The sequence below is a fragment of the Paraburkholderia sp. RL17-337-BIB-A genome (assembly GCF_046025895.1).
Taxonomy (GTDB): Bacteria; Pseudomonadota; Gammaproteobacteria; order Burkholderiales; family Burkholderiaceae; genus Paraburkholderia; species Paraburkholderia fungorum_C.
In genome coordinates, this window is the sequence record NZ_JARESY010000004.1 from 289,866 (window position 1) to 314,330 (window position 24,465).

Here is a 24,465-nt window from a genome sequence, read left to right on the forward strand (position 1 = left end):
GGATCAAGCTATAAGTCGAGCAATGGATCAAGCGGCCGCGGTGCCGGCCTCCACCGGTCACACGTCTTGCAGCGATCACAGACCGCTGCCAATGAACTGCCTCAGTTCAGGCGTTTGAGGATGACTCAGTATGTCTGCGCTGCCTGCTTCGCAGACCACGCCGTTGCTCATAAAAATCAATTGCCTGGCGACCGATCTGGCGAAAGCCATTTCGTGCGTGACGAGAACCATGGTCATGCCGTCAGCGGCCAGTTTTTCAATCACGCGCAACACTTCGGCAGTCAACTCGGGATCAAGGGCCGAGGTCACTTCATCGAACAGCATCACCTTGGGCTCCATCGCCAGCGAGCGCGCGATCGCGACCCGCTGCTGCTGGCCGCCAGAAAGCTGTTGCGGATAAGCGTTAGCTTTGTCCGAGAGCCCGACTTGATCCAGCACGCGGGCAGCCAATTCGTCCGCATCGTTCTTCGACATGCGTTTGGCTTTGCGCGGCGCCAGAGTGATGTTTTGCAAGACCGTGAGATGTGGGAACAGGTTGTAACTCTGAAACACAATCCCGACATCCCGACGCAAACCGCGCAGGTCCATCGTCGGCTCATGCAGCGAGCGGCCGCACACGTATAACTCGCCCTGATTGACTTTCTCGAGGCCATTGATACAGCGTAGCGCGGTGCTCTTGCCCGACCCGGACCGGCCGATCAAGGCCACCACATCGCCTCTTCCCACTTCAAACGATACGCCCTTCAGCACTTCCGTTGCGCCGTATTGCTTGCGAACGCCTTCAAACCTCACCATTGATTCCACCGCAGCATCCCTCCGATTTGGGGCCGAACTCAAACTTTTCTCATCGCGCGCTCGAGTCTCAGGCTAAGTCTTGATAGCGGATAGCACATCAGGAAATAAATGGCTGCCGCCAGAGTGAAGATCACAAATGGCTCGAACGTCGTGTTATTCACCACTCGCGCGGAATAAGTCAGTTCGGCCATGCCGATGACGACGGCATATGACGTATTCTTGATGAGGCCGACCACGAAGCCGACGGTAGGCGGGATCGCAATTGTCACTGCCTGTGGCAAGATCACGTAGACCATGCGCTGAACATAGGTCAATGCCAGCGACTCCGCCGCTTCTGATTGCGTCAACGCCACCGAATTAATCGAGCCCTTCCACATTTCGCCAAGATAGGCCGATGCGTTGATGACCAGCGCCGACGAAGCAGCGAGAACCGTCGAGACATCCACGCCAAAAATGCTGATACCGAAATAGACCATGAACATGGTCACCGGAAGCGGAATGCCCTGATTGAACTGCACATAGATGCCTGAGATCGACCTGACCCACCGACGTTTGGAAACCCGTGCCAGCGCGATGGGCAGGCCAACGATAAAGCCACCGACCGTCCCAATCACCGACAAGAGGATTGACCAGCCGGTACCTTCGAGGATGTAGCCGATCTGGCTCGCCGATAAATGAAAGAACATAAGTCCTCAACGCTGATGGTTCATGGCGCGGAGCCGCGGAAACAAGATCGAGGCGCCAGCGAGCAGGAATAGGCGTAGCGCCGAAACGAGAACCAGGTAAATGACAGCAACGACCAGGTAAGCTTCGAAGCCGCGGTAGGTGAAGGACTGAATGACATCGGCGACACCAGTCAACTCATCCGCCGAGATCTGCGACATGATCGAGGTCGCGAGCATCATCAGGATGAACTGGCTAACCAAGGCCGGATAAACCCGCTCCACAGCTTGCGGAAGCTCGACGTACCAGATCGTCTGCCGCTTTGTTAAAGCCAGGCAGGACGCCGCCTCCAATTGACCTGTCGGGATAGCTTCGAATCCGGCGCGCATTATCTCGGCGGCATAGGCGCTAACATTGATCGCGAGCGCAATCACAGCGGCGGCCAACGCCGGAATCGGTAAGTGAAGCGCTGAAAGGCCGAAGAACAACCAGAACACCTGGATCACCAACGGTGTGTTGCGGATTACTTCGATATATGCCCCGACAGACCGGACCAGCCACGGGCGACCGTAGATGCGCCCCAGCGCACATAACGTTCCAACAACAAAGCCCGGGATGATCGAGAGCATCGTCATGCGCAGCGTGAGCCACATTCCGCGCAGCAAATCGGGCCAATACTGCGAAAGGAAACTGAAGTCGAAGTTGTAGGTCATAAAAACACCGAAGCGAGGCCACTTCCCACGCCAGGCGCGTTCGGATTAGTGCGCGTCATTGGCGGTTTCCATTTCGAAAAGCACACTATCAAGGTATACAAAAAAATAGTTATACAGAGTTCGTGGCCGCTGCCGAGGATTTCACTTCACTGCGCGACTTCGTAGGGATTGCTGATTCCGCATGCGTCGAACCAGGTATGGCCAGGCTTGTGGCTAGAACTGCCTGCGGACTTATCCCAAGCACCCGTCGGTCTTGCCACACGGCTTGTGACAAAGTATTGTTAGCCGAAATTCGCCGGTCTAATATGTTTGAGAGCTAACTTCGATTTGCGGGATGTATCAATGATAGAACTGCGTCAGTTGCGGCAATTTGTGGCAGTTGCCGAGGAAATGCACTTCCGGCGAGCGGCGCAGCGCCTGCACATGACGCAACCTCCGTTGACGCAAGCGATGCGTAATCTCGAGGAGCAGCTAGGCGCCTCACTATTCGATCGAACCACGAGGCGTGTTGCGCTGACCTCTGCAGGACAAGCGTTGCTTGATCACGCACGCCGCCTTTTGCAGATGTCCGACCAATTACCCACGATAGTTGAAGCCGCCGCGCAGGGCATTTCTGGGCGGCTTCGGCTAGCCTTTGCTTCAACGGTTGCTTATGGGCGAGTTCCAGGCTGGATCAGCAAGTTCCGGCATATCAATAGCGACGTTAAGTTGGAGCTGCGCGAAGCGACAATTGACGTACAGATGGCGGCGCTGGAAGCGGAGGAGTTTGACGCTGGTTTCATACTGCATGCTGTCGGGGCAGTTCCGATGGGCTTTTCAGCTTTATCTTTACTCATAGAGCCTTTTTTTGTCGCGCTGCCCGTCAGTCACCCTGCCGCAACCAAGAAGACGGTGACGTTCACGGACGTCGCATCCGACTCTATAGTCACTTTCCCCAGAAACGCGGGGCCGTCCTTATTCGATGCGCTGCTGTCTTACTACCACACGAACGGCAGTTCGCCACATATAGCGCAGGAGGCGATCGAGATGCAGACAATCGTTAGTCTCGTAGCCGCTGGAATGGGCATAGCCTGGGTTCCTTACGTTTTCGCCCGCTTCGCGAGGCCCGGGATCGTGTATAGGCAAGTAGACGGTATGGCCGATCTGATTGAAACCAGTTTGATATGGAAAGATCGTGCTTCGCCATTATTGGAACGTTTCGTGGCGCATATTGCGGGCTCCCCTAACTTCGTCCATCCGAGCTTCGATCCCGTTGACTAGGGATACAGCAGGCTGTGGCCATTCAGCCCTTCAGGTTGCTACCTCAGTCCTCAGTCGTCGCGGAAAAGTTAACGGGGGCGCGAGATTTCGCTCATTCGCATTACAGGCGCAAGCGTAGGCGGGTAACGCATCTGCTTGCCCCGCCCGGTGTTAGCTGTATCAGCTCTCCACTGGCTCCCGCATCATCTGACGGGGTTCAAATAGAGAGCGTTTCAGCCGCTTGTTTATTGCATATTGAACTTCTTCAGAATATCGCCGAGCCCCAGCAAATCGACCGTGGATTCACCGCGCTCGATCGCCGCACGAATGGTGGTTTCTTTTTCTTCACGAAGCCGGCTAGCTGCAATCACTTCGTCCACGCGCGTTTCTTCCACCAGCACCAGACCGTCACGGTCGCCAATGATGACGGCGCCGGGATGCACTATCACACCGCCTACCGTAATCGGCACATTGACCTGCCCGGGCTGGTTTTTAAGGGTGCCTTTGATCGATAAGCCCATACAAAACACGGGGAATCCCATTTCGATAATCGCGTTGGCATCTCGCACGGAGCCACTGATCACCAGCCCGGCGATACCGCGCTTGATGGCGGCCAGCGTCAGGATGTCGCCCCATGGGCCGGCTTCCAGGAAGCCCTTGGCGTCGACCACCAGCACATCGCCGGGTCTCGCCTTGGTGAGCGCATAGTGCAACGCAAGGTTGTCGCTGGGGCGGCAATCAACGGTCAGCGCCCGGCCGCCGAGGCGCAGGGTCGGGTCGATGGCACGCAGCGTGCCTTCAAACGCGCCACATTGCCCCTGTGCTTCATGGATAGTCGCGGTACCCAGCGACTTAAGTATTTCGATCTGTTCCTGGGTGACGGTCATGGTGTCCTTGGCGCTTCATTGCGCGGCAGCGGTTCGTTGATGGTGGTCAAAATCAGAAAAGTCAGAATCGAGCCGATTGCCATAAAGGCGAACACATAGCTCCAGCCATAAGAGTCCAGCAGCATGCCGGTGGCCAGCGGCGCACAGGCGCCACCGAGCTGGCCACCCATGTTGACGACGGCGCCTGCCACGGGCAAGGTCTTTTTGGTGGTCACGCCCATCGGGTAAGCCATGTAGGCGGAAAAACCGATGCTCAGCAGCACGCCGGTGATAAACAGCAGCATGCCGAAGCCCAACGGATCGGCCGGCGAGTTGATCAGCGCATACATCATGCCGGCCGTGGCGAGTGCGGAGAGCATCATGCCGGGCTTGCGGCGCTTGTGCAGCCAACGGTCCGACATATAACCCCCGGCGATATTGCCGATCACGGCGCCCACCCAAGGCGCGGCTGCGACCATGCCCATGTTCATCACGGAGAATTTCTTCACGGTCAGCAAATAGGTGGGAATCCACGCCAGCAGCACATTAGAGATGCCGAGCTGAAAGCAGTAGGCGAGTGCCGCGCCCAAAATATTCCACGACTTGAAGACTTGCTTGTTGGTGCTCAACAAAGCCAGATGACGAGCCCGAATCAGGGCGTCGATTTTTGCCATCGACTTCGGCGCCCGTTCCTGCACGGCGGTGCCCGTTGCGGCGCTGCTGGTTTCGGTGATATGGCGCAGCTCGGCTGGCGAACAATGGCGGCTTTCGGAGGGATGATTGGTGACCAATAGATACCAGACCACCGAAAGAATCAGGCCCGGCACGGCGAACACATAGAAAATATCGCGCCATCCCCAGTAGGTGAGGATCACCGCACACAGCGGCGGCACGATCACAGGCCCGAATTTCACGGATGACAGAAAAATACCGGCAGCCGTGCCTTTTTCCTGCGGCGGGAACCAGTTATTGATAGTGGCCGAGATGCCGATCGGCAGCGGCCCTTCCGCGAGCCCAAGACCGAAGCGATACAGCTTTAAGGCCATGATCGATGAGGTGGTGCCGATCAGGCCCGTGAACACGGAGGTCAACACCATGGAAACGGAAAATATCCTGCGCACGCCGAATCGGCTGACGGCGAAGCCGGACGGGATTTGTGCCAGCGCATAGCCAAACAGAAACAGGCTGAGCAAGGCGCCTGCCTCGGTATTGCTCATGGCGAATTCTTTGCGGATAAACGGCAGCGCCACCCCGATATTGGCGCGATCGGCTGCCGCGATCGCATAGATCACGAATACCAGCGCGATGACCACCCATCGGAAATGGCTGCGGCGCGTGTTCAGCGCACCCGGCACTGCCGTGACAATCTCGACTTCTCTCTTCATGCGGTGTCTCCTTTATTCCCGGCGCATGCGTCGCGCCGCGACGTGATCGTCAGACCGCTTTGCGAGGCAATGCAATGCCCGCCTGCGGCACATCGGCGACCAGCACCGTTCCCGTCAGCGATTCTGTGATGAACAACTGGCGGCGCCCCGGACCACCGAACGCGACGTTCGTGACCGTCGTCCCCGTACAGGATTTGATGCGCGCAATCCACTCGCCGTTTGGCGCAAATACCAGCACATGAGCCAACGATGCATGCGCGACATACAGGTTGCCCGCTTCGTCCATCGCAAGACCATCGGGGCCACTGGTGCCGAACATCGTGCAGAAGCGCCCCACTTTTGCGGTGCCGCCATCGGGCAGCAATGGAACGCGCCAGATAGCGTTGTCGCGAGTCATCGCGACGAACAGCACGCGTTCGGCCGCATCGAGCACCAGGCCGTTCGGACTGACGCCGTTATCCAGCAGGCAGTCGAGCTTGCCCGCCGCAGAAAGACGGAACACCCGGCCGCGCGGGTCATGCAAGCCCGTCTGTCCCTGGTCGGTAAAGTAGACGTCGCCGTTCGACGCAATCGCCAGATCGTTGACGCCCTTGAACGATTCGCCGTTGCGGCTTGTCAGGAACGCAGACACGCGACCGTTGTGCGGATCGAGTTGCATCAGGCCGTTGCGGTAGTCGGCAATAAGGATGCGCCCATCCGGATGAAACTTCAGCCCGTTGGGCTCGCCGTCGTACTGCGCGACCAGCATCCATTCGCCATCGGCGTCGATCCGGAAAATGCGGCCGTACGGAATGTCCACGATATAGAGGCGCCCCTCTGCATCGAAAGCCGGTCCCTCGAGAAAGCTGTCCACCGGCAGGCCGGCCTTGTTCGCGACGGCCCATGCCGGGACCTCACCGGTGTTGCGAAACGCCGCCGGCATGCTCGAAAACACACGCGTTTCGATCAACGCCGGCGGCTCGTTCAGATAGAACATCTGCGCTCCTAAGCTGAAACCTGTTCGAGACTCAAGCCTCGCGAGCGGGGACCGAAGAAGCCGATTGTCAATACCACGACGAACATCGAGCCGGCGATCAACGCAAATACCCCCGCCACCCCCGTATGACGCAACGAAAAGCCAATCAGGAAACCCGACAGCATGGCACTCACGCGGCTTGCCGAATACACGAGTCCGATCGCACGCGCCCGCATCCGCGTCGGGAACAACTCGGCCTGATACGTGCGGTACGAGAACGTCATGCAGTTGCCCGCCAGCGTCATCAACAGCCCCATCGCGACGAGGATCGCAGGATCACGCTGCTGCGCGAAGATCACGCCAAGTATCGCGAGGGTTGCCGCCGAGCCTGCAATCAGCCACTTGCGTTCGAGCCTGTCGGCGAACAGCATCGCCACCAGCGGTCCGAGCGGACTTGCAATGGCGATGATGAACGAATACAGCAGGCTATGTGTAAATGCGACGCCTTTCTCGGCGAGCAGCGTCGGCACCCAGCTTGCAAATCCGTAATAGCCGATCGACTGGAAGAAGTTGAACACCAGTAGCATCACAGTGCGGTTGCGATAGCGTTGCGACCATGGGCCGTCTTCACTGGCGCTCGGCGTCGCAACGCGTGCAGCCGCCACGTTCGCTGTGTCGGATAAGGATGATGGCGGCGGCAACGCCCTGCCCGTCGCCTGTTCGATCCGGCGTTCGAGCCGTGCGATGATCGTCTCGGCTTCCGCTGCACGGCCTTGCTGTATCAGCCAGCGTGGACTTTCTGGCAAGCCAAGCCGGATCAGCCATACGAATACCGCGCCCGAGCAGCCGATCCACACCACCCAGCGCCAGCCATCGTGACCAAATGGCGCAATCGGGACCAACTGCCATGACAGAAACGCGATCGTCGGAATGGAGGTGTATTGAATCGCCTGTACGAAAGCGAAGGCGCGGCCACGAATACTGGCGGGCACGAATTCGGACACGTAGGCGTCGATGGTGACCAGCTCCGCGCCCACGCCAATCCCCGCCATCATGCGCCAGAACACGATCCAGACTGGATCGTGTTGCACTGACATCATCACCGCGGCGAACGTGTAGCACAGCAGCGCGCCGACGAACACCTTGCGGCGGCCGAACCGGTCCGCGATGAACGCTACGCCGATCGTGCCGATGAAAAGCCCGAGAAACAGTGCCGCGACAAACGCACCGAGCCCACCCAGATCGAATAGCGATGCCGTGGTTTTGGTGAAAATGCCTGCCTTTACGAGACCAGGGCCAATATAGGCCGTGAGAAACATGTCGTAGATTTCAAACCACCCTCCGAGCGCAAGCGCGCCGATCAGCAGCCAGACGGGACGGCTTGCGGGCAGCCGGTCGAGCCGCGCTGACATATGCCGCACAAGCTCCTCCGGTGTAAACGTCACGCGCGCCGCCGACGAAATAGGCAGCGTGGACGGTGTGCCGCCGTTGCCACCCGGCACGGCGACATTCGAATAGTCATGCATGGCCTGTCTCCTGTTTTTCTGTCCTTCTCCAGTCCGCTTGGGCCGAGGCGGCGGGCTCAACACGTACCGCGCGCGCTCGGCGGCGAGGCTTAAACCGGGCAGCCTTTCTTACGCAGCAGTGCGTTGAAGCGCTCCGGATCGGCGCTGCCCGCGCGGTTCGCCGCGCGAATGCCCTCTTCTTTGGCGGCATGAGCAAGCACCAGCGGCAGCAGCGCGTCGAGCTGATCAACGGGCACTGCAATCACACCGTCAGCGTCGCCCAGCATCAGATCACCCGCGTTCACGGCCATGCCTGCACACGCAATCGGCACGTTCACTTCACCCGGCCCCTCCTTGCTCGGTCCGCGAAACGTATGGCCGCGAGCGTACACAGGAATCACGCCTTCGGCCCATTCAGCCAGATCGCGGACGGCGCCGTCGATGACGAAACCGCCGATCTTCTTCGCCAGCGCTGACGTGCGCATCAGTCCGCCAATCAGCGCCTGAGTCAGATCGCCACCGCCGTCGACGACGATGACATCGCCCGGTTGCGCCAGTTCGATCGCCTTATGAATCATCATGTTGTCACCGGGACGCACGCGCACCGTGATCGCCGGCCCGCACATCGTCAGCGACAGCGAGTTATGGTACGCAAGCAGCCCGGTTGCGCCGATGCTGCGGCCCATGCAATCACCCGCGTGAGCGACCGGCACCTTTCGAAAAGCCTCGACCTGCGCCGCGCTCGGCACGGCCGTACGACGACCGACGAAAAATCCTGCGGGCCAGCCGGCCCGATCCTGAACATCGCTCATGCGATCACCTTTTTGTCAGAGAGAAGAACGTGGGGATTGACGCAGCTCTGAGAATCGACCGCGTCGCCACGCAGATAACGAAGGCAGGTTGCAACAGCAGAGGTCGCTACGGCGTCGAGCGCATCGGGTGTCGAGCCGCCGACATGCGGCGTCAGCACGACATTGGGAAGCGCGAGGAGCGGATCTTCCCCGCCGAGCGGTTCATGCGCGAAGGTGTCGAGTCCGGCCGCCGCCAGCTTGCCGCTTTGCAACGCCGCCACCAGTGCAGCCTCGTCGATCAGTTCGCCACGTGCAGTGTTGATCACGATGGCGCGATCCGGCAGCGCGGCGATGGCGTGCGCATCGATCATCCCGCGCGTATGCGCATTCACCGGGCAGTGGAGGCTCAACACATCAGCGCGGGCGTACAGGTCCTGCGGCGAGCGCTCGACCGTCACGTACGATTCGACGCCACCGGCGCGCAATGCGGGATCGAACACATGCACGCGCATACCGAGCGCATGGGCAATCTTCGCGACGTTCCGGCCGATCTGGCCGTAACCGACGAGGCTCAATACGCGGCCGTGCAATTGAATGCCGTCACCCGTGCGCGTCCAACGGCCCGCGCGCAACTCACTGTCGTAAAAGTTGACTTTGCGAGCCGCACTGAGCATCAGCGCAATGGTCAGTTCCGCGACCGACAACGTGTTCGTGCCAGGCGTCGTGAAGACGGGAATGCCGGCACGCGTCGCAGCGTCGACATCGATATTGGTCACGCCTACGCCATGCTTGCAAATCACCTTCAGAGTCGGACAACCCTCGATGGCCGAGGCGGAAAGATCGACAGTGCGCGAGATCACGGCGTCGATCGGCTGCGTGGTCAAGATGCGCTCGACCTCGGCTGCATCCTGCGCATTGCCGATATAGGTGACCTCGCATTGCGCATCGGACAGCGCCCGTTGGCCGGCAGCCGCGAGCCGCGGTGCCGTGACGAGAATCCGGTAAGACATCGACGTCTCCTTGAATGGTTGCACGCATTGTTAAGACCCAGACTCATAATGTCAATTTGCAAATTTTCATCTTTTCATTCCTGCGAGTTATTGATTTGCGTAGAATGCTTTCTGGCTCTGGAAATCAAGCAATGGTGATGAACCTGCAGATGCGCGACCTTCTGTACTTCGCCAAGGTCGCCGAATTGGGACATCTCGGACGCGCTTCGCAGGCGTTGCATATCACGCAGCCGGCGTTATCAAAGTGCATTGACCGTCTGGAAGAAACCTACGGCGCCGATCTGTTCGAGCGCCGCGGCCGTGGTATCCGGCTAACGGATGCGGGGCAGTTGCTGTACGAGCGCTCGCTCCTGATAGAGCGCACGCTCGACGAGACGCACCGGCAGATCTCGTCGCTCGGCAAGGGGCTAGCGGGACTCGTCCGGGTGGGCGCGGCGGCTACGGTCGCCGAATTCGTCATGCCGACGGTCTGTCGCCTGTTGCAGCAGGAAGCACCGGCGGTCGTGATCGAATTGCAGATCGGCATGAACGACGTGCTGCACGAGTCATTGCGCAAGCGTCTGCTCGACGTCGTGGTTGGGCCGCTCAGCACACACGACGAGGAACTGGTTGCGATCCCGATCAGCACGGATCAGGTCGTGGTTGCCGTGAGCGCGACACATCCCCTTGCAGGCAAGCATGCGTCGCTGGAAGACATGTGCGGTTATGGCTGGGTGTTACCGGCACAATCGGTCGCGACGCGGCAATGGCTCGAGCGGGTGTTCGCCTCGCGTGGCTTGCCACTACCACGCGCCGCCGTTATGACAAGTTCGATCGCCGCGGTGCCGCGTCTCATTGCAGAAACCGGGCTGCTCAGTTTCATCTCGCGACGCAACCTGGACGAGGGCCGCTTCACGCCGAGGCTTGTCGAAGTCTTCAATCCGGACACGACCATGACACGCAACTTTGGCGTGGTACATCGGACCGATCCGTATTTGTCGCCCGCGACGCAGCGTTTCATCCAGATCGTCCAGGCGCAAAGTGAACCGCCGCGTCACGACATTTGAATCGACCACCAATCAGAACACCCCGCCAAACCCCTCGCCGCCCATTCTGTAATTGCGGTTGGTCACATCCGGATTCCGGTTCACCAACGGCCTCGCGTATAGCGGATGACGCAAACTGCGTACTTCATGTTCAAGCGTGAAGCAATGCGTTCCACTCACAGGGTCGACGAGCTCGGCGAAACGATATTGGTGAGACTCCTCGCCATAATTCAACCCCCGATCGGCGAGCCGTTCATAAGGTCCGGAAAAATTGGCCACATAGATCTGAATGTGGTGCCCATCGTATTCCCGGCTTGCCGAGGGCGTTTCCGCGTAGACGAGTTGTTGATGCCTACCGACCGCGACCACGGCTTGCCGCGCCCCGTTGCGCTCACGTACGTCGACAGACGCATCGAAAATCTCGCGATAGAACGCAGCAATCGACGTCGCGCAGTGGACGGGCACATCGAGTTGCACATACACGATACCAAGATCGATGGCCGCCCACGGGTCGCTCGCCGCGCACGCATCGGGATCGAGGCAGTCGTAACGATTCCCCCATGGACAGATCACTTCCACGCGGTCGTCCCGTTCAGTCCATCCGAATCGGGTCTGCTCGAGCAAGGGCCCGACGGCGCGCAACCGCTCGATCAGCGACGCGCGCCTGCCCACGATCAACCCAACATGCCCGCGAAGGCACTGCGCGTCGCCGTGCGGCAAGTGAATCTGCGAACGGCCGACGTTGATCCACATGTTGGTCACACCCGTCATCAGAAAGGGATCGCGCGTCAGACCGAGGGCACTGACATAGAACGCGGTCGCGAGACGCTGGTCCGGGATCGTGAGATTGACGTGCTCGAGCAGCACCAGATTGCCGATGTCTTCACGTGCGTAGTTGGGACGCCTCATCTGTCTGCCCTCGAAGGATTGACGCGGTAGATCGAACATACACCACTCGAGCGGCCCTCACGACATCCTTCCCGCGACGCGCGCCTCCGGCAATTCGATGCGTTTGATATCGCCGAGAATGAAGATGTACGACGCCGCGCCCAGCACGGCCACCGCGCCGATGAACATGAGCCCCCAATAGAACGACCCCGTGAGCGCGACGATTGTGCCGATTACGATCGGCGTGACGATCCCGGCTATGTTGGCCGTGAAGTTGAAGATGCCGCCAGTCAGGCCCATCAGCCGCTTGGGTGCAATGTCGGGAATGATCGACCAGCCCAGACCGCCCATGCCCTGCCCAAAGAACGCGAGCGACAGTACGGCAATCACGGCAGCATCGCTCTTCACATAGATCGCCGCGACAATACTCGACGAAAGCAGCAGGCCCGTGATGATGGGCAGCTTGCGCGCCAGGTTGATGCGCCCCGTGCGCCGCAGCAGAAAATCTGACAGCCATCCCCCGAACAGCACGCCAACCGACGCGCCGAGAAACGGCAGGATCGCAAAGAAGCCGATCTTCAACCACGCCATATGACGCTCAGTCACGAGGTACGTGGGAAACCACGTGAGAAAGAACACCACGGTCGAGTTGCCCGCGAACTGACCGATCGCTGCGCCCCAGATCTCGCGGCGTCCCAGCAGGCTGCGCACGTCGTGCCACGAGAACGGCCGCTGCGCGTCGGCGGCGGTGGCAAGGCCTCCGCCCGCGCCGATATGGTCGCGCTCGGCGTCGTTCATCCTGCGTGACTCATGCGGCTCGTGATAACGCAGCCACCAGACGAGCGCAAACGCGAGCCCTACCGCGCCAACGATCACGAACATCGCACGCCAGCCGAACTCCGCGATGATCCAGAACAGCAGCGGACTGAACACCGCGAGACCGATGTACTGCCCGACCTGATAGACGCTGGTGGCGCGTGCGCGCTCGCGCTGCGGAAACCAGTGTCCGACGACGCGGCTATTCGTCGAGAAACATGGCGACTCGGCAACGCCTAGTCCGAGGCGACAAAACAGCAGCGACACCAGTCCGCCCGACAGCCCGTTAAGCATGATGAAAAGCGACCAACTCGCCACGGCAAGAAAATAAGTCTTGCGCGCGCCGAGGCGATCGAGCAGCAACCCGGCAGGTATCTGCGAGAGCGTATACGTCCACGAAAACGCAGAAAAGACGATGCCCATCACGCCCGCCGACAAACCCAGATCCTTCGTCAGACTTGGCGCCGCGATGCCGAGCACCGTGCGGTCCAGATAGTTGATGACGGTGCCGATCGCAAGCAGCGCGAGAATGGTGAAGCGCGTCCGTGAGCGGCGCGTGGACGCGAGAGACAGGTCTCCGGCAGTCGCTAATGTTGCGTCAGTTTTCATGCTTGTCTCCGATATAGAACGGGCAGACGTCTTGATGCGTCTGTTGTGGCTGCGGCCTCGATCATCAGATCGGCCGGATCTGGCGGATTGGCTACACGTTTTCCCAGTTGCCCGAACGGATGCTGCGCGCGATAGCTTCGAGCGTCGCAATCGTTTCGATCGACTCCTGTTCCGTGCTGCCCGTCCAGTGCTCGGGCCCAAGCGCAACGGCACGCGCAAAGCTCTCTGCTTCGGCTAGAAAGCCGTTGCCGCCAGCGAGCGTGATCGTTTCGCGCACCGTCGTCGCCGGTATGCCGCGACGCACATGAATTTCAGGTGGCCCGGCATCAGGCGGGCTATTGAGGAAGGTCGTCTCGAGAATGCCGTCTGTGCCCGCGATCAGCGCATGCCGATGGTAAGCCGTGTTGAAGCTGCAAGATATCTGGCCCAGCAGACCGCTCGGAAACTCGAGATTGGCGATCACCGTGAGATCGACCTGCGTTTGCGCCCACCGCGCGATCGCGTTCACGCGCGACGGCTTCTCGCCCGCGACCATGCGAACCATGTTCGTCGCGTAGCTGCCTGCATCGAGCAGCGCACCGCCGCCGCGCTCGGGATCGAGCCGGATATTCGACGGGTCGGCGAACTTGACGCCAAAGCACGCGAACACCGTTTGCACGCGGCCGATCGCGCCTTCATCCAGCAAGCGGCGCAGCGCAAGTGTCTGCTCCTGCGCGCGATACGGATACGCTTCCGCGAGGAAACGGCGATTGCGGCGGGCGGCTTCGAACATCGCAAGCGTGTCGGTCTGCGAAATCGCGATCGGCTTTTCGCATAGAACGTGTTTGCCCGCGTTCAGCGCCTTGATGACCCATTCGGCGTGCAAGGTGTTCGGCAGCGGCACATAGATGGCGTCGACATTGGGATCGTCGATCAGCGCTTCATATGAGCCATGCGCGTGCGGCACGCCCAGTTCGTTCGCAAACTGTTGGCCCTTCGCCAGATCGCGGCTCGCAACAGCGACGATATCGACAAACTCCGAAGGGCCGACGCCCGCGATAAACGAGCGCGCTATCTTCGCGGCGCCGAGTACGCCAAAACGCAAAGGTTTCATTTTGTCCATGGTTTTACGGTCAAGAAAATGGTTTATGAAGCGACGGATTCGCTATGCGTGGTGTCTGCCGTGTCTGGAAGCGCATCGAAACCGAAGAGCCGTCGCGGTGTGTCCCATTGAATCTGCCGACGCACTGCGACGTCAGGCACCATCTGTCCGAACAAGGTCAGCAGCGGCCCGTAGTCGAGACGTTCGGGCGCGCGCAGGAACGGCCAGTCGGATCCCCACACGCAGTGCTGCGGACCGAACGTGCGCAACAACGCGTGCGCATAAGGCCATGCGTCCTCGTAAGGATGCGGTACGCGCGAATACTTTTGCCAGCCGGACAACTTCACGGTGGTCCTGCCGGTGTCGGCGAGGCGCAGCAGCGCCTGGAAGCCGGCCTGCCCAACACCCGCGGCAAGGTCCGGCCGGCCGCAGTGATCCACGAGAAGTGTTGCCGGCTGCCGCGCGAGCCACGGCCCGAGACTGGTCATCTGATCGTCCGCAACCTGCAACTGCGCAACCATGTCCAGATCCGCGAGCGCGGCGAACAATGCACCGGCGCTCAACACCAGTTCGATACCTTCCATCGCCGGGTTGAACGCCACGCCGACGACGCCCGCCTGACGCAGCGCGGCCAGTTCGTCGCGGCGGATGTCGTTATCGACTACGGCAATGCCACGAAAGCGGGCTTTGTGCGTCTCCAGCGCGTCGAGCAGGCAGCGGTTGTCGGTGCGGTAGCCGCTCGTCGGCCCAACGAGCAGCGCGTGGCGCACGCCATACGCGTCCATTACGCGGATCAACTGCGCGGGCGTGCCGACTTCCTGTTGCGCGGGCCGATACGCGGTGTCGTCGCGATACGGAAAGCGGATGGGATCGAACGCATGACAATGGCAATCGATCCTGGCTTCGTCGAATACGCTCATGGCGTCTCCGTGCGGTTGGTGGTGGGTTTCAATACGTGGCCCTCCCGCCCGTCAGGTCGAACGTGAAGCCCGTCGTAAAGCTGCATGCCGGGCTCACGATCCAGCTCACCATCTTGCCCACCTCCTCGATCTGCAGAAGGCGGCCCATCGGAATCTTCGCCTTGCTCGCCTCGATGTGCTGCTCCGACATCTCGCGCATCAGTTCCGTTTCCACCATCGCGGGCGCGACGCAGTTGATCAGAACGCTGTCGCGCGCGAGTTCCTTTGCAGCGGACTTCGTGAACGCGATCACGCCCGCTTTCGCCGCCGAATACGCAGAGATGTACTGCACGCCCTCCTTGCCCGCGATCGACGCGACATTGAGGATGCGTCCGCCGCCGCGTGCGCGCATGTGCGGAACCGCGACGCGGCAGCAGTAGAACACGCTGTTCAGATCCACTGCGAGCACGCGCTGCCACATCGCGACGGGATACTCCCAGCTCGCCGCAACCGGGCCATTGATGCCCGCGTTGTTGACGAGAATGTCGACGTGGCCCAGCGCCTCGACGGTCGCCGCGAATGCGCGCTCCACGGCTTCGTACGATGAGACGTCCACGGCCTGCAGATGATCGGCTTCGAAGCCCGCATGCTGTGAGTCGAATTCGCTGACCTCGAGATCCCAGAGCGCGACGCGCGCGCCCGCCGCCTTCAGTTGTCGCGCGATACCAAGGCCGATGCCTCGTGCCGCGCCCGTGACGACCGCGACCTGGCCGTCGAGTGTGTGGTTCATGGCAAAGCTTCCCTTTTGTAATTCAGTGGATTCAATGGGTCGAAGAACGGCCGGCGGGCAGAACGATCCGCCTGATGTCGCCGACGACGAATACGTATGAGAACGCCCCGGGCAGCGTCACGGCCGGGATGAACGCGAGCGCATCGCAGGCGCCGCAATGCCCGCGACGCTGCGGTAGAAGTAAGTGATCGTCGTACCAATCGCGCGCAACGCGAGGTGCCGAAGCGCGCCCGCGTATGCACGGGAGACGATGCGTACGCGGCGGCCTGTGCGTCGAGCGCGCACGGCGGATAGGTCGGGTTCATGCTGTCTCCATGTTTTGTCGGGCGCGGTGAGGCGATCGCCCTGCGTTCATGGAGATACTAGGGAGTAATCGCCCCGTTGTCGTATGCCAAGTTTCAGCTATCCTATAACCTTTGGTTAATCACTCGACGCCGGCTTCGGAGGGATGAATGCGCTTCAAGCTGCGGCAAATGGAAGTGTTTCGCGCGGTGATGTTGACGGGCTCGATCAACGCGGCGGCGAGGATGCTATATGTCTCGCAACCAGCCGTCAGCAAGCTCGTCTCGCATACGGAAACCACGCTTGGCCTGCGTCTGTTCGAACGGTCGAAGGGCCGGCTGATTCCAACGGCTGAGGCCCAAGCGCTGTTTCGTGAGGTCGAGCAGGTCTATCAGTCGGCGTTGCGCGTCGACGAATTCGCACGGGCGCTCGCACTCGGTCCGGCAAGCCTGTTGCGTATCTCCTGCAGCCCTTCGCTGGGACCGACGATCGTCGCGCCCGCGATCGTCGAATTGAAACGCAGCATGCCAAAGCTCAGGATCGACTGGCATACGACGCTGATGTCCGACATGCCGCTAGAGGTGCTAAGCAAGGCGGTCGACATCGCGGTGACGTCGATGCCGATCGAGCACGAACATCTTGAAGTCGTGCCGTTCATGCGAGGCCGCATGGTGTGCGCGCTGCCGGCGGATCATCCCCTTGCGGCGAAGGAGCGCATCGCACTCGCCGATCTCAAGACCGAACCGATGATTCTTTTCAGGCGCGACATTCCGTTTGGCACGGTTATCGTCAGGGCGTGCCAGCAGGCCGATGTTGAACTCACCTCGGTCGTCGACGTAACCCGCGCCGATCAGGCTCTGGCGCTGGTACAAGGCGGACTGGGACTGACTATCGTCGACGAGTTCGCGGCGGGCAGCGTCGATTGCGCCGTGCGCCCGCTCGTCGAGGAACTCGAAATGATTTCGACGTTCGTGTATTCGAAATTCTCACCGCCGCCCAGAGGCGCGATGCTGTTGATGGAGGCCGTCTATCACCGCGCCGAACAATTGGGGCGGCAGGTTGGCAACTTGCGCGCTACCGGCTCCGCGAGTCGAGAATAAGCCCGGCACCGCCGGGCTAGCCGCTCGCGAATTCGCGGGACGATCAACCAGCCGCACTCACTCCGCGCCGCCACCCGCGTAATTCCTTTGCCCGCGCAGACGCTTCACAATCCGGCCAAACGTGAGCCACTGCTGCGCGATCAATCCGTCGCCATACGAACGGCCTGAACCATGCGGCACAGGCAGCTGGTCGCGGATGCCGGTCATCTCGACGGCGGGGTTCCATGAAACGGTGCGGAACATCATGTCCCACCATGGAAACAGCACGCCGAAATTGCAGCCGTAAGCCGTGCCTTCATGGCCGTAGCCCACCGCGTGGTGGCGGCGGTGAAAGATCGGGCTGACGATGATGCGCTCGAGCAGCCAGCCATACGGCAGGCGTGCATTGACGTGCTGGATGCTCTGCAGGGAGTTGCTGACCGCGACCAGCACCACGAACTGGCTCGGCTGCACGCCGACAAACAGCGAGATCGCCGCGAAGAACGCTGCCTGGATGAGGTCGTCGAGAAAGTGGTTGCGGTCGTCGGCCCACAGCGACATCTGCTGCTGGCTGTGATGCACCGCATGCAGTTCCCACCACACGCCGAAACGATGCTGCCAGCGGTGATACCAGTAGCCGGCAAAATCGAGCACGATCAGGTAGATCAGGAACGACACGACTGGCTGATCCGTCACGCCTGGCCAGAGGCTGTCGATATCGATGTTCGGTATGCCGTAGATCGATATCAGGCTCTGCCAGTGAAAGAATAGCGGTTGCAACATGAAAAAGAACGCAACGTTGATGATGCCCAGCTTTGCGATCCATGTGTAGATCACGTCCGCGCGCAGTGCCTTGCGATCCTGCCACTGTTCGATGGGACGCAGCGCTTCAAGCGGTCGTAACGCGAGATAGATAACGACGATTTCCAGCACGCCGATGATCACCCAGTACAGTGCGTCATAGGTGTCTTCGTCGTAACCCATCAAGCCGAAGCGAAAGAAGAACGGCTGCACAACGTCGACATATAACAGCGTCTGCAGCGTGGACACCATATTGTCGAGTTGTGCGGCGATTTCGTGAAACATCAGAAGCCTCGTGTTTTAGCAGTTCTGCCAGAGCTCATGTAACGGCAGGTTTCAGAGAACTTGCCCCGTCTAATCTGGATTAGGCGCCACGACCGGCGCACGGTTGTCGAAAAAGATGCCGTGCGGCGAGCGGCCCACCGCAATAGTCTCGATCAGCTTGTGAGTGGTCAGATCAATGATGCCCACATGCTTCGCGAAGCGGAATCCCACCCATAGATAGCGCTTGTCGGGCGTTAGTTCCATGTCATCGGGTCCGGGCATCAAGCCGGTAATATCGCCGGCATTGGTGAGCGTGGTGTAGTCGATGATGCTGATGGTGCTGTCGACGCGATTGGAGACCACTACATGCTTGCCGTCGACGAGGTTGCGGAAGTTGTGCGCGCCCCGGCCCGTGTGGATCTTCTTGACGATCTGCTGCTTGTGCCAGTCCACCACGGTCACATCGTCTTCGCCAGTCATGCCGACCAGCAGGTAGCGGTCGCCGGGCGTCATCCACAGACCTGCGGGTTCATTGCCCACGTGCATTTTCCAAAGCACTTTCTGGGTCGGCAGATCGATCGCTGCGAGTTCGCCGGAATCTTGCAGTGTGACGAACACAGTGCGGTTGTCGGAGGCGAACGTCATGTGGCTGGGCGTCTTCGCCAGTTCGATATGCTTGACCAGCGTCATATTCGTGCCGTCATAGCGGTAGATGTCGACGCGGTTCATGCGCAGCGCAGCTGTGACGAACCATTTGTGATCCGGAGAGAAGCCTAGTTGATACGGGTCTTCAATGCCCTCCACGGTGCGCTGCAATTTACCGGTGTGCGGGTCGACAAACATGAGGTTGTTCGACACCGAATCAGCAACGATCAGCGAGCGGCCGTCAGGCGTGATCATCAGATGGTGCGGTTCCTTGCCGGTCGGCTGTGTGCCGACAACCTTGTGCGTGGCCGCGTCGATCAGCGTCAGTTGCGCGCCAGCAGAATCGAGCACGATCACGTTATCGGCGGCATTCGCGCAATTCGCTATGGCCAGCATGCCGCATACCGACGCGGCGAGCGCTCCGATCCTTGTAATGGAAACGATAGAAAATGGCATTGGGATCGTATTCACGCGGAAAAATACATTGAGGTGGAATGTAATAAAAATGTCGGACGTTCGTCGGTCGCGGTCGCGACTGTCACCCTTCTAACGTTTGAACCGCTGCTGCCGATGACACGACAGGCGAGGTTCACATGTGCGCTACGCAGCATCTATCGTTTGTCCGAGGACTGTGGTCGCACAATCCATACTTTCAGTTTGGATGGACGCAGCCCGCATGATGACGGGAAATTCTAACCGACCCACGTCCAGGCAATATCTCCCCAATTCTGTCAGTCCGCGCGACCGCGAACACAAAAGGAACCAGTCGCTCGGGGTGGCATGAAACGCTGTACGTTTGGCATGCTTCGATGCATCCACTCGATTGAACGAGAGGCGCCCGCATCGCATACTCACCGCAAGCGAATGCCGTTGGATTGCTATTTACCATTCGGGAATACCGTGCAGTGCCAGAAGAGTCTCTGCGCTGCGTGCACAACGGTAAAGTGGGTCCGCTATTCAGCGTTCGTCGTGAAGAATATCGGTGGATGGCTGCGACGCGCCCAATTTGCTTCAAGATGACAAACATGTCATCTGAAAGACAGGGTCGCGTTAACGACGGTTGGCCAGAATGGAACCAACCCCTCCGGATCGGCGACGAGGGGCGCCACGGCGTGTCGATATTGAATGCCACAGGAAATGGCCATGTTCACCTATTCGATCCGTTATCGCGCCGGCTGCGGACGTTGGTCGGTCGCCTTCGCACAGGCCGCTTCACAGGCCGAAGCTGAAGCGATTGCAACCTGCCGTTATGGCGCTTTCCATTCCGTCAGCCGTGCCGGCCTGGTCCGAGTATAGAAAAAATGTAGTGATCCCCTACGCAGCCGCACAACTATGCGGTGCGAGCCAACCTGATGTGGACGGCAACGCCGGCGTTGAACGGCCAGGCCGTCCAAGCCCGAACCAGAGACAGTTCTACGATGAAGTTAAATAAATTCCTCCTGCTCGCGTGCGCCGCCTTCGCCTCCGTTTCCGGCGCGGCGCTTGCCGACGACAGCACGCTTGCGCCCCGTCAAGTCCCCGCGAAGACCATTCCGGTGCCGACGGAAGTCAGCCCCCAATTGCAAAAGCTCATCGCGGCGCCACTCAACCCCGCATGGAATGTCTTGTGGACGACGGGCGAGCAATGGAGAACGGCTGCCGACGCGCAGGCCGCCAAGGTCATGCAAACGCTCCCGGCCATGCGCGAGCGTCTGGACGTTACTGTGCAGGCATCGACGATCAATGGCGTGAGGGTGCACATCGTGACGCCCAAAAATATTCCGCCCGAACATCGCGACAAGGTGCTGATTCATATCCATGGCGGCTGCTACGAGCTTTACCCTGGCGAGTCGGGTACGGGAGAGGCCATCATCATGGCGGGTCTCGGACACTACAAGGTCATTTCGGTCGACTACCGCATGCCGCCCGAAGCATATTTCCCCGCAGCGCTCGACGACGTCGAGACTGTGTATAAGTCGGTGCTCCAGTCGAACGACCCGAAGAATGTGGGCGTTTTCGGGACCTCGGCCGGCGGCGCGCTCGTGCTCGAGTTGATGCTGCGTGCGAAACAGGAAGGGCTGAAAATGCCGGGTGCGATCGCACCCGGTACGCCGATGTCCGACCTGACGAAGACTGGCGACTCGTTCTACGCGAACGAAAAGGTGGACAACGTCCTGGTGTCGCCCAATGGGTTCTGTCATGCCGCGGCAGTTGTCTACGCGCACGGTCATGATCTGAAGGACCCGCTGCTCTCACCCGTCTACGGAGATATGCATGACTTTCCGCCGGCGATCCTGACCACAGGAACACGCGACTTGCTGCTCAGCAACACGGTCCGTGTACACCAGAAGCTTCAGCAGTCCGGCGTCGAGGCACAACTCGAAGTTTTCGACGGAATGTCGCACGCTCAGTACCAGATGGATGATCGCGTACCTGAGGACAAAGCGGCATTCGCGGAAATCACTCAATTCTTCGATAAGCACCTCGGCCATTGATCCTCACTCGAGAGGAGCGCTTTTGCTCCTCTCGATAGGGATTGCGAGACCGATCCCAACAGGATGCCCGTGAGATGCGGCTAACCTGCACCCACGCGCTTTCCGCGATCCGGACGAACGCCTACGGTTCGGCGCGGCTTCGCCGATCGACGAACTTGTGCAGAGCGAGTGCCCAGCCAATTAACTCCCTGTCCGTCCCCGGCTTCCCGACCAGTTGCACACCGAGCGGCAGACCGTCCTCGCTCAACGCAGTGGGCAAATGGATGCACGGCCAGCCCAGCAGGGACCATGCTTTGTTGAAGGCCGAGGCTCCAGTCGATTCGAGCCCTCTGGGAGCCGGGCCCAAAGCGCTCGACGTCAGGACGACGTCCGCATCGCCGAAGTAATCCGCCCAACGTGAACGCTGCGTGTGTTGCCACGCCTTCATCTCGCGATAAGTCTGCGCCGGCATCGCCAGTCCTTGGTCGATAGCCTCGCGCAACGGCCGGCTCAGTTGCGCTGCGTGCTCCGAGGCCACCGGTAAGAGGCTGCGCGCCAGTTCGTAACGCATGATCACCGAATGCGCTTCGAGAAATCTGGCTGGGTCGGTTAGTTCTGGGAGCAGTTCGACCGTCGACAGATCGCGAAGCGCACGCCTCGCATCTTCGAGAGCAGCCTGGGCAGCGTGTTCCAGCACATGACCGGGATTGCCCGGCAAAAAACCGATCTTTACCGTCCGCATATGTTCAGTCGAGTACAGCGGAGGTGGGGCATCGGAGAGCAGGACTTCCGCGACCCGCGCCACGTCGGCCACATCGGCGCAGTACCAGCCGATCACATCCAGCGACTCGCACATTATTTTCATACCGTCGCGGCCGAGCGCCCCGAAACTCGGTTTGAAGCCGACGACACCGCAAAACGCCGCCGGCCGGATCATCGATCCGCCAGTTTGCGTGCCCAATGCCATTGGCACCATGCCTGCGGCTACGGCGGCAGCTGAGCCGCTCGATGAGCCTCCCGGCGTATGTTGGCGGTTTGCCGGATTGCGCGTGGGTCCCGGCGTCACATAAGCGAATTCGGCCGTCACGGTCTTGCCGACCGGTACCGCTCCGGCTCGCCGTAGCAAGGCGACGCAGGATGCATCGAATTGGGACGGCGAGGTGTTGCAGGCCTCGGAACCGCATCGGGTCGGCATGCCGGCCACGTCGATGATGTCCTTCACGCCGAATGGAACACCCGCCAGCGGACCGGATGCGGTCGGCGCAGACGCGCCAATGAGGTCGCTCGCAGACGCGAGGTGCGACCATGCGTACAACTCCTGTTCCCGCCGTGCAATGACCGAAAGCGCATGGCGCGCTGCATCGAGTGAATCGTCTAGCCCCGTTTGCACTCGCCGGGAGATCTCGACGACGGAATAGGCATCTGTTGCTATTTTCATTGCGGGATCGTCAGTAGTTGGCCGCGCCGCACTTTCTTCAGCTCCGCCCTGCCGCGCTGAAAGGATGTTCCTGCAACCAGTGATTCGCGATATCGATGCGGCGACACATCCACACATCGTCCCGCCGCGCGAGGCTGTCGAGCAAACGTTCGAGTCCCGCGGCACGGCCAGGATGGCCGATCAAACGCATGTGCAGCCCGATAGACATCATCTTCGGCGCTTGAGCGCCTTCGCGGCACAGCATCTCGACCGCGTCGTTGACGAACGTGTAAAAGTCGTCCCCGGTTGCCATCGCGCCGCGCGCGAATTTGACGTCGTTATTTGTCAGGCTATACGGAATCACCAGATGCGGCTGCTGTTGCACCGTCGTCCAGTACGGGAGCTCGTCGTTATACGCGTCAGAATCGTAGATGAATCCGCCATGCTCAACCAGCAACTTGCGGGTATGAACGGTCGGCGCATAACGGCAATACCACCCTGCTGGTGGCCGTCCCGTGGAGCGGGTAATAGATTCGAAGGCACGCCTGATCTCCTCCGCTTCCTGCTCTTCAGTGAGATGTTGCGCCCTCACCCAGCGCCGACCGTGACTGCACACGTCAATGTCGCCATCGCGGATGACCTGCGCGAATTCCGGATTGCGCTCCAGCGCCTGCGCGCAGGCGAACGCTGTGGCGGGCAAACCGCGCTCCTCGAGCAGACGCAGCACGCGCCAGATACCCACCCGGCTGCCATACTCGAACATCGACTCGGCAGCGAGATCGCGGCCTTCGAAGCCGCCCGCCCCTCCTTCGCCCAGGCCACTTTCAGAGTGGCCGTCGCCATCAGGGAAGGACGCTTCCGAGCCTTCCTCATAGTTGATGACTATATTGACCGCGAGTCGGGCGTCGTTGGGCCACCGGGGGTTGGGCGGCCGGCGTCCATAGCCGGTGAAGTTCCGTTGCAGGTGATCGTATTTGTCGTCCATTGCGTGCTCCTGCTCTATAGCGCGACCATAACCGGCTCGGCCAGTCTCGTTATGACGGTGTCATCGCTGCGGCCACTGTCTGCCATGATCACAGCGACCTCATTGACGTCGTCGAGCGACGTAAACGCGAAGTGCCAGACCGAGCGTCGATAGCACACGCCCTGGCCGCCGTCACTGGTAAAAGCGGAGAGCGTGGCGAGGTCGGGGAGACCGTCTTCGCCGGGTAGTGCAACCGCGATCAGATAGGGAACCTCGCGCATCGGAATGAAGGTCTGCTGCGAGTGCGGATGGCATTCCATCGTATCGATCGTGATTGACCGAGTGCGGCTCGGCTGCAAGCGGTTAATCCACAAACGCGGCGTAGTGCCGGCGTCGAGTCCGGCAAACGGCATCGAAAAATCGCGCCGCCGCTGTTCAGTCTTGTTCTCGAGAACTTCGCCATACGCCTCGAACGCGTTCGCGCTCAATGGCTTTACATCGATGTACGGTGCTGCGCCTGCCGTCGTCAT

Annotated in this window: 24 protein-coding genes; 5 read left to right on the forward strand and 19 right to left on the reverse strand. The window is 60.3% G+C overall.

All coding sequences use genetic code 11. The features are described 5' to 3' along the window. Positions 1-75: 75 nt before the first annotated feature. Genes P0D84_RS46450 through P0D84_RS46460 form a run of 3 tightly spaced genes read right to left on the reverse strand, consistent with a single transcriptional unit; the run spans position 76 to position 2,171 of the window. Entirely contained in the window at positions 76-804 is a 729-nt protein-coding gene (locus tag P0D84_RS46450; RefSeq protein WP_408350588.1) for an amino acid ABC transporter ATP-binding protein, read from the reverse strand. 29 nt (positions 805-833) lie between these two features. After that, complete coding sequence (locus tag P0D84_RS46455) at positions 834-1,481, reverse strand: amino acid ABC transporter permease (RefSeq protein ID WP_408350591.1); 648 nt, start codon at positions 1,479-1,481, stop codon at positions 834-836. Between the two features lie 6 nt (positions 1,482-1,487). Further along, positions 1,488-2,171 carry an amino acid ABC transporter permease gene (locus P0D84_RS46460; protein WP_408350594.1) on the reverse strand — a complete coding sequence of 228 codons (684 nt, stop codon included), beginning with the start codon at positions 2,169-2,171 and terminating at the stop codon, positions 1,488-1,490. Positions 2,172-2,513: 342 nt separating this feature from the next. Between P0D84_RS46460 and P0D84_RS46465 the strand changes: the two genes are divergently transcribed. Further along, positions 2,514-3,431: a LysR family transcriptional regulator gene (locus P0D84_RS46465; protein WP_408350597.1), complete on the forward strand. Its 918-nt coding sequence runs from the start codon at positions 2,514-2,516 to the stop codon at positions 3,429-3,431. Positions 3,432-3,655: 224 nt separating this feature from the next. Here P0D84_RS46465 and P0D84_RS46470 read toward each other — a convergent pair whose 3' ends face one another. From P0D84_RS46470 to P0D84_RS46495, 6 genes are all read right to left on the reverse strand, one after another. Then, positions 3,656-4,297, reverse strand: coding sequence for a 4-carboxy-4-hydroxy-2-oxoadipate aldolase/oxaloacetate decarboxylase (locus P0D84_RS46470; RefSeq protein ID WP_408350601.1), 642 nt, complete (start codon positions 4,295-4,297; stop codon positions 3,656-3,658). Beyond that, complete coding sequence (locus P0D84_RS46475; RefSeq protein WP_408350604.1) at positions 4,294-5,631, reverse strand: MFS transporter; 1,338 nt, start codon at positions 5,629-5,631, stop codon at positions 4,294-4,296. The genes P0D84_RS46470 and P0D84_RS46475 overlap by 4 nt, the downstream gene beginning before the upstream one ends. A 79-nt stretch (positions 5,632-5,710) precedes the next feature. Then, complete coding sequence (locus P0D84_RS46480; protein WP_408350607.1) at positions 5,711-6,637, reverse strand: SMP-30/gluconolactonase/LRE family protein; 927 nt, start codon at positions 6,635-6,637, stop codon at positions 5,711-5,713. An 8-nt stretch (positions 6,638-6,645) separates the two neighbouring features. Then, positions 6,646-8,142 (reverse strand): MFS transporter, encoded by a 1,497-nt coding sequence (locus tag P0D84_RS46485; RefSeq protein WP_408350610.1) that lies wholly within the window; start codon positions 8,140-8,142, stop codon positions 6,646-6,648. Between the two features lie 89 nt (positions 8,143-8,231). Beyond that, on the reverse strand, positions 8,232-8,933 hold the full coding sequence (locus tag P0D84_RS46490; RefSeq protein WP_408350613.1) for an RraA family protein: 702 nt from the start codon (positions 8,931-8,933) through the stop codon (positions 8,232-8,234). Next, positions 8,930-9,922, reverse strand: a complete 993-nt coding sequence (locus P0D84_RS46495; RefSeq protein ID WP_408350616.1) for a hydroxyacid dehydrogenase — start codon at positions 9,920-9,922, stop codon at positions 8,930-8,932. The genes P0D84_RS46490 and P0D84_RS46495 overlap by 4 nt, the downstream gene beginning before the upstream one ends. A 131-nt stretch (positions 9,923-10,053) precedes the next feature. On the opposite strand from P0D84_RS46495, the gene P0D84_RS46500 reads away from it, so the two are divergent. After that, entirely contained in the window at positions 10,054-10,968 is a 915-nt protein-coding gene (locus tag P0D84_RS46500) for a LysR family transcriptional regulator (RefSeq protein ID WP_408350619.1), read from the forward strand. A 12-nt stretch (positions 10,969-10,980) separates the two neighbouring features. Here P0D84_RS46500 and P0D84_RS46505 read toward each other — a convergent pair whose 3' ends face one another. The 5 genes from P0D84_RS46505 to P0D84_RS46525 all read right to left on the reverse strand — a co-directional run bounded on the left by P0D84_RS46505 (position 10,981) and on the right by P0D84_RS46525 (position 16,030). Next, positions 10,981-11,895, reverse strand: a complete 915-nt coding sequence (locus tag P0D84_RS46505) for a VOC family protein (RefSeq protein WP_408350622.1) — start codon at positions 11,893-11,895, stop codon at positions 10,981-10,983. 18 nt (positions 11,896-11,913) lie between these two features. Further along, positions 11,914-13,260 carry an MFS transporter gene (locus tag P0D84_RS46510; protein ID WP_408350625.1) on the reverse strand — a complete coding sequence of 449 codons (1,347 nt, stop codon included), beginning with the start codon at positions 13,258-13,260 and terminating at the stop codon, positions 11,914-11,916. A 91-nt stretch (positions 13,261-13,351) separates the two neighbouring features. Then, on the reverse strand, positions 13,352-14,362 hold the full coding sequence (locus tag P0D84_RS46515; RefSeq protein WP_408350628.1) for a Gfo/Idh/MocA family protein: 1,011 nt from the start codon (positions 14,360-14,362) through the stop codon (positions 13,352-13,354). A 23-nt stretch (positions 14,363-14,385) separates the two neighbouring features. Next, entirely contained in the window at positions 14,386-15,261 is an 876-nt protein-coding gene (locus P0D84_RS46520) for an amidohydrolase family protein (RefSeq protein WP_408350631.1), read from the reverse strand. 28 nt (positions 15,262-15,289) lie between these two features. Beyond that, the gene (locus P0D84_RS46525; protein ID WP_408350634.1) at positions 15,290-16,030 is read right to left on the reverse strand and encodes an SDR family NAD(P)-dependent oxidoreductase; all 741 of its coding nucleotides are present in this window, start codon (positions 16,028-16,030) and stop codon (positions 15,290-15,292) included. A 452-nt stretch (positions 16,031-16,482) separates the two neighbouring features. On the opposite strand from P0D84_RS46525, the gene P0D84_RS46530 reads away from it, so the two are divergent. After that, on the forward strand, positions 16,483-17,412 hold the full coding sequence (locus P0D84_RS46530; RefSeq protein WP_408350637.1) for a LysR family transcriptional regulator: 930 nt from the start codon (positions 16,483-16,485) through the stop codon (positions 17,410-17,412). Between the two features lie 57 nt (positions 17,413-17,469). On the opposite strand, the gene P0D84_RS46535 is transcribed toward P0D84_RS46530, so the two are convergent. Then, positions 17,470-18,477 carry a sterol desaturase family protein gene (locus P0D84_RS46535; protein WP_408350640.1) on the reverse strand — a complete coding sequence of 336 codons (1,008 nt, stop codon included), beginning with the start codon at positions 18,475-18,477 and terminating at the stop codon, positions 17,470-17,472. Between the two features lie 69 nt (positions 18,478-18,546). Next, entirely contained in the window at positions 18,547-19,497 is a 951-nt protein-coding gene (locus P0D84_RS46540; protein WP_408350643.1) for a YVTN family beta-propeller repeat protein, read from the reverse strand. Between the two features lie 747 nt (positions 19,498-20,244). Between P0D84_RS46540 and P0D84_RS46545 the strand changes: the two genes are divergently transcribed. Both P0D84_RS46545 and P0D84_RS46550 read left to right on the forward strand, forming a co-directional pair. After that, the gene (locus P0D84_RS46545; RefSeq protein WP_408350646.1) at positions 20,245-20,397 is read left to right on the forward strand and encodes a hypothetical protein; all 153 of its coding nucleotides are present in this window, start codon (positions 20,245-20,247) and stop codon (positions 20,395-20,397) included. A 122-nt stretch (positions 20,398-20,519) separates the two neighbouring features. After that, positions 20,520-21,575 carry an alpha/beta hydrolase gene (locus tag P0D84_RS46550; RefSeq protein WP_408350649.1) on the forward strand — a complete coding sequence of 352 codons (1,056 nt, stop codon included), beginning with the start codon at positions 20,520-20,522 and terminating at the stop codon, positions 21,573-21,575. A gap of 121 nt (positions 21,576-21,696) precedes the next feature. Here P0D84_RS46550 and P0D84_RS46555 read toward each other — a convergent pair whose 3' ends face one another. From P0D84_RS46555 to P0D84_RS46565, 3 genes are read right to left on the reverse strand one after another with little or no spacing between them, the layout of a single operon-like run. Beyond that, a complete protein-coding gene (locus tag P0D84_RS46555; protein WP_408350652.1) occupies positions 21,697-22,992 on the reverse strand; it encodes an amidase in 1,296 nt (431 codons plus the stop codon). Positions 22,993-23,029: 37 nt separating this feature from the next. Then, positions 23,030-23,956, reverse strand: a complete 927-nt coding sequence (locus P0D84_RS46560) for a polysaccharide deacetylase family protein (RefSeq protein ID WP_408350655.1) — start codon at positions 23,954-23,956, stop codon at positions 23,030-23,032. A gap of 14 nt (positions 23,957-23,970) precedes the next feature. Next, positions 23,971-24,465, reverse strand: coding sequence for an ureidoglycolate lyase (locus P0D84_RS46565; protein ID WP_408350658.1), 495 nt, complete (start codon positions 24,463-24,465; stop codon positions 23,971-23,973).

Excerpts from the sequence above, each read along its gene's own strand:
- P0D84_RS46495 (WP_408350616.1), bottom strand. The coding sequence starts at position 9,922 with ATGTCTTACCGGATTCTCGTCACGGCACCGCGGCTCGCGGCTGCCGGC.
- P0D84_RS46565 (WP_408350658.1), bottom strand. The coding sequence starts at position 24,465 with ATGACGACGGCAGGCGCAGCACCGTACATCGATGTAAAGCCATTGAGC.
- P0D84_RS46485 (WP_408350610.1), bottom strand. The coding sequence starts at position 8,142 with ATGCATGACTATTCGAATGTCGCCGTGCCGGGTGGCAACGGCGGCACA.
- P0D84_RS46460 (WP_408350594.1), bottom strand. The coding sequence starts at position 2,171 with ATGACCTACAACTTCGACTTCAGTTTCCTTTCGCAGTATTGGCCCGAT.
- P0D84_RS46530 (WP_408350637.1), top strand. The coding sequence starts at position 16,483 with ATGCGCTTCAAGCTGCGGCAAATGGAAGTGTTTCGCGCGGTGATGTTG.
- P0D84_RS46550 (WP_408350649.1), top strand. The coding sequence starts at position 20,520 with ATGAAGTTAAATAAATTCCTCCTGCTCGCGTGCGCCGCCTTCGCCTCC.
- P0D84_RS46520 (WP_408350631.1), bottom strand. The coding sequence starts at position 15,261 with ATGAGCGTATTCGACGAAGCCAGGATCGATTGCCATTGTCATGCGTTC.
- P0D84_RS46525 (WP_408350634.1), bottom strand. The coding sequence starts at position 16,030 with ATGAACCACACACTCGACGGCCAGGTCGCGGTCGTCACGGGCGCGGCA.
- P0D84_RS46510 (WP_408350625.1), bottom strand. The coding sequence starts at position 13,260 with ATGAAAACTGACGCAACATTAGCGACTGCCGGAGACCTGTCTCTCGCG.
- P0D84_RS46515 (WP_408350628.1), bottom strand. The coding sequence starts at position 14,362 with ATGGACAAAATGAAACCTTTGCGTTTTGGCGTACTCGGCGCCGCGAAG.
- P0D84_RS46455 (WP_408350591.1), bottom strand. The coding sequence starts at position 1,481 with ATGTTCTTTCATTTATCGGCGAGCCAGATCGGCTACATCCTCGAAGGT.
- P0D84_RS46465 (WP_408350597.1), top strand. The coding sequence starts at position 2,514 with ATGATAGAACTGCGTCAGTTGCGGCAATTTGTGGCAGTTGCCGAGGAA.
- P0D84_RS46500 (WP_408350619.1), top strand. The coding sequence starts at position 10,054 with ATGGTGATGAACCTGCAGATGCGCGACCTTCTGTACTTCGCCAAGGTC.
- P0D84_RS46545 (WP_408350646.1), top strand. The coding sequence starts at position 20,245 with ATGTTCACCTATTCGATCCGTTATCGCGCCGGCTGCGGACGTTGGTCG.
- P0D84_RS46560 (WP_408350655.1), bottom strand. The coding sequence starts at position 23,956 with ATGGACGACAAATACGATCACCTGCAACGGAACTTCACCGGCTATGGA.
- P0D84_RS46535 (WP_408350640.1), bottom strand. The coding sequence starts at position 18,477 with ATGTTTCACGAAATCGCCGCACAACTCGACAATATGGTGTCCACGCTG.
- P0D84_RS46470 (WP_408350601.1), bottom strand. The coding sequence starts at position 4,297 with ATGACCGTCACCCAGGAACAGATCGAAATACTTAAGTCGCTGGGTACC.
- P0D84_RS46480 (WP_408350607.1), bottom strand. The coding sequence starts at position 6,637 with ATGTTCTATCTGAACGAGCCGCCGGCGTTGATCGAAACGCGTGTGTTT.
- P0D84_RS46490 (WP_408350613.1), bottom strand. The coding sequence starts at position 8,933 with ATGAGCGATGTTCAGGATCGGGCCGGCTGGCCCGCAGGATTTTTCGTC.
- P0D84_RS46540 (WP_408350643.1), bottom strand. The coding sequence starts at position 19,497 with ATGCTGGCCATAGCGAATTGCGCGAATGCCGCCGATAACGTGATCGTG.
- P0D84_RS46505 (WP_408350622.1), bottom strand. The coding sequence starts at position 11,895 with ATGTTCGATCTACCGCGTCAATCCTTCGAGGGCAGACAGATGAGGCGT.
- P0D84_RS46555 (WP_408350652.1), bottom strand. The coding sequence starts at position 22,992 with ATGAAAATAGCAACAGATGCCTATTCCGTCGTCGAGATCTCCCGGCGA.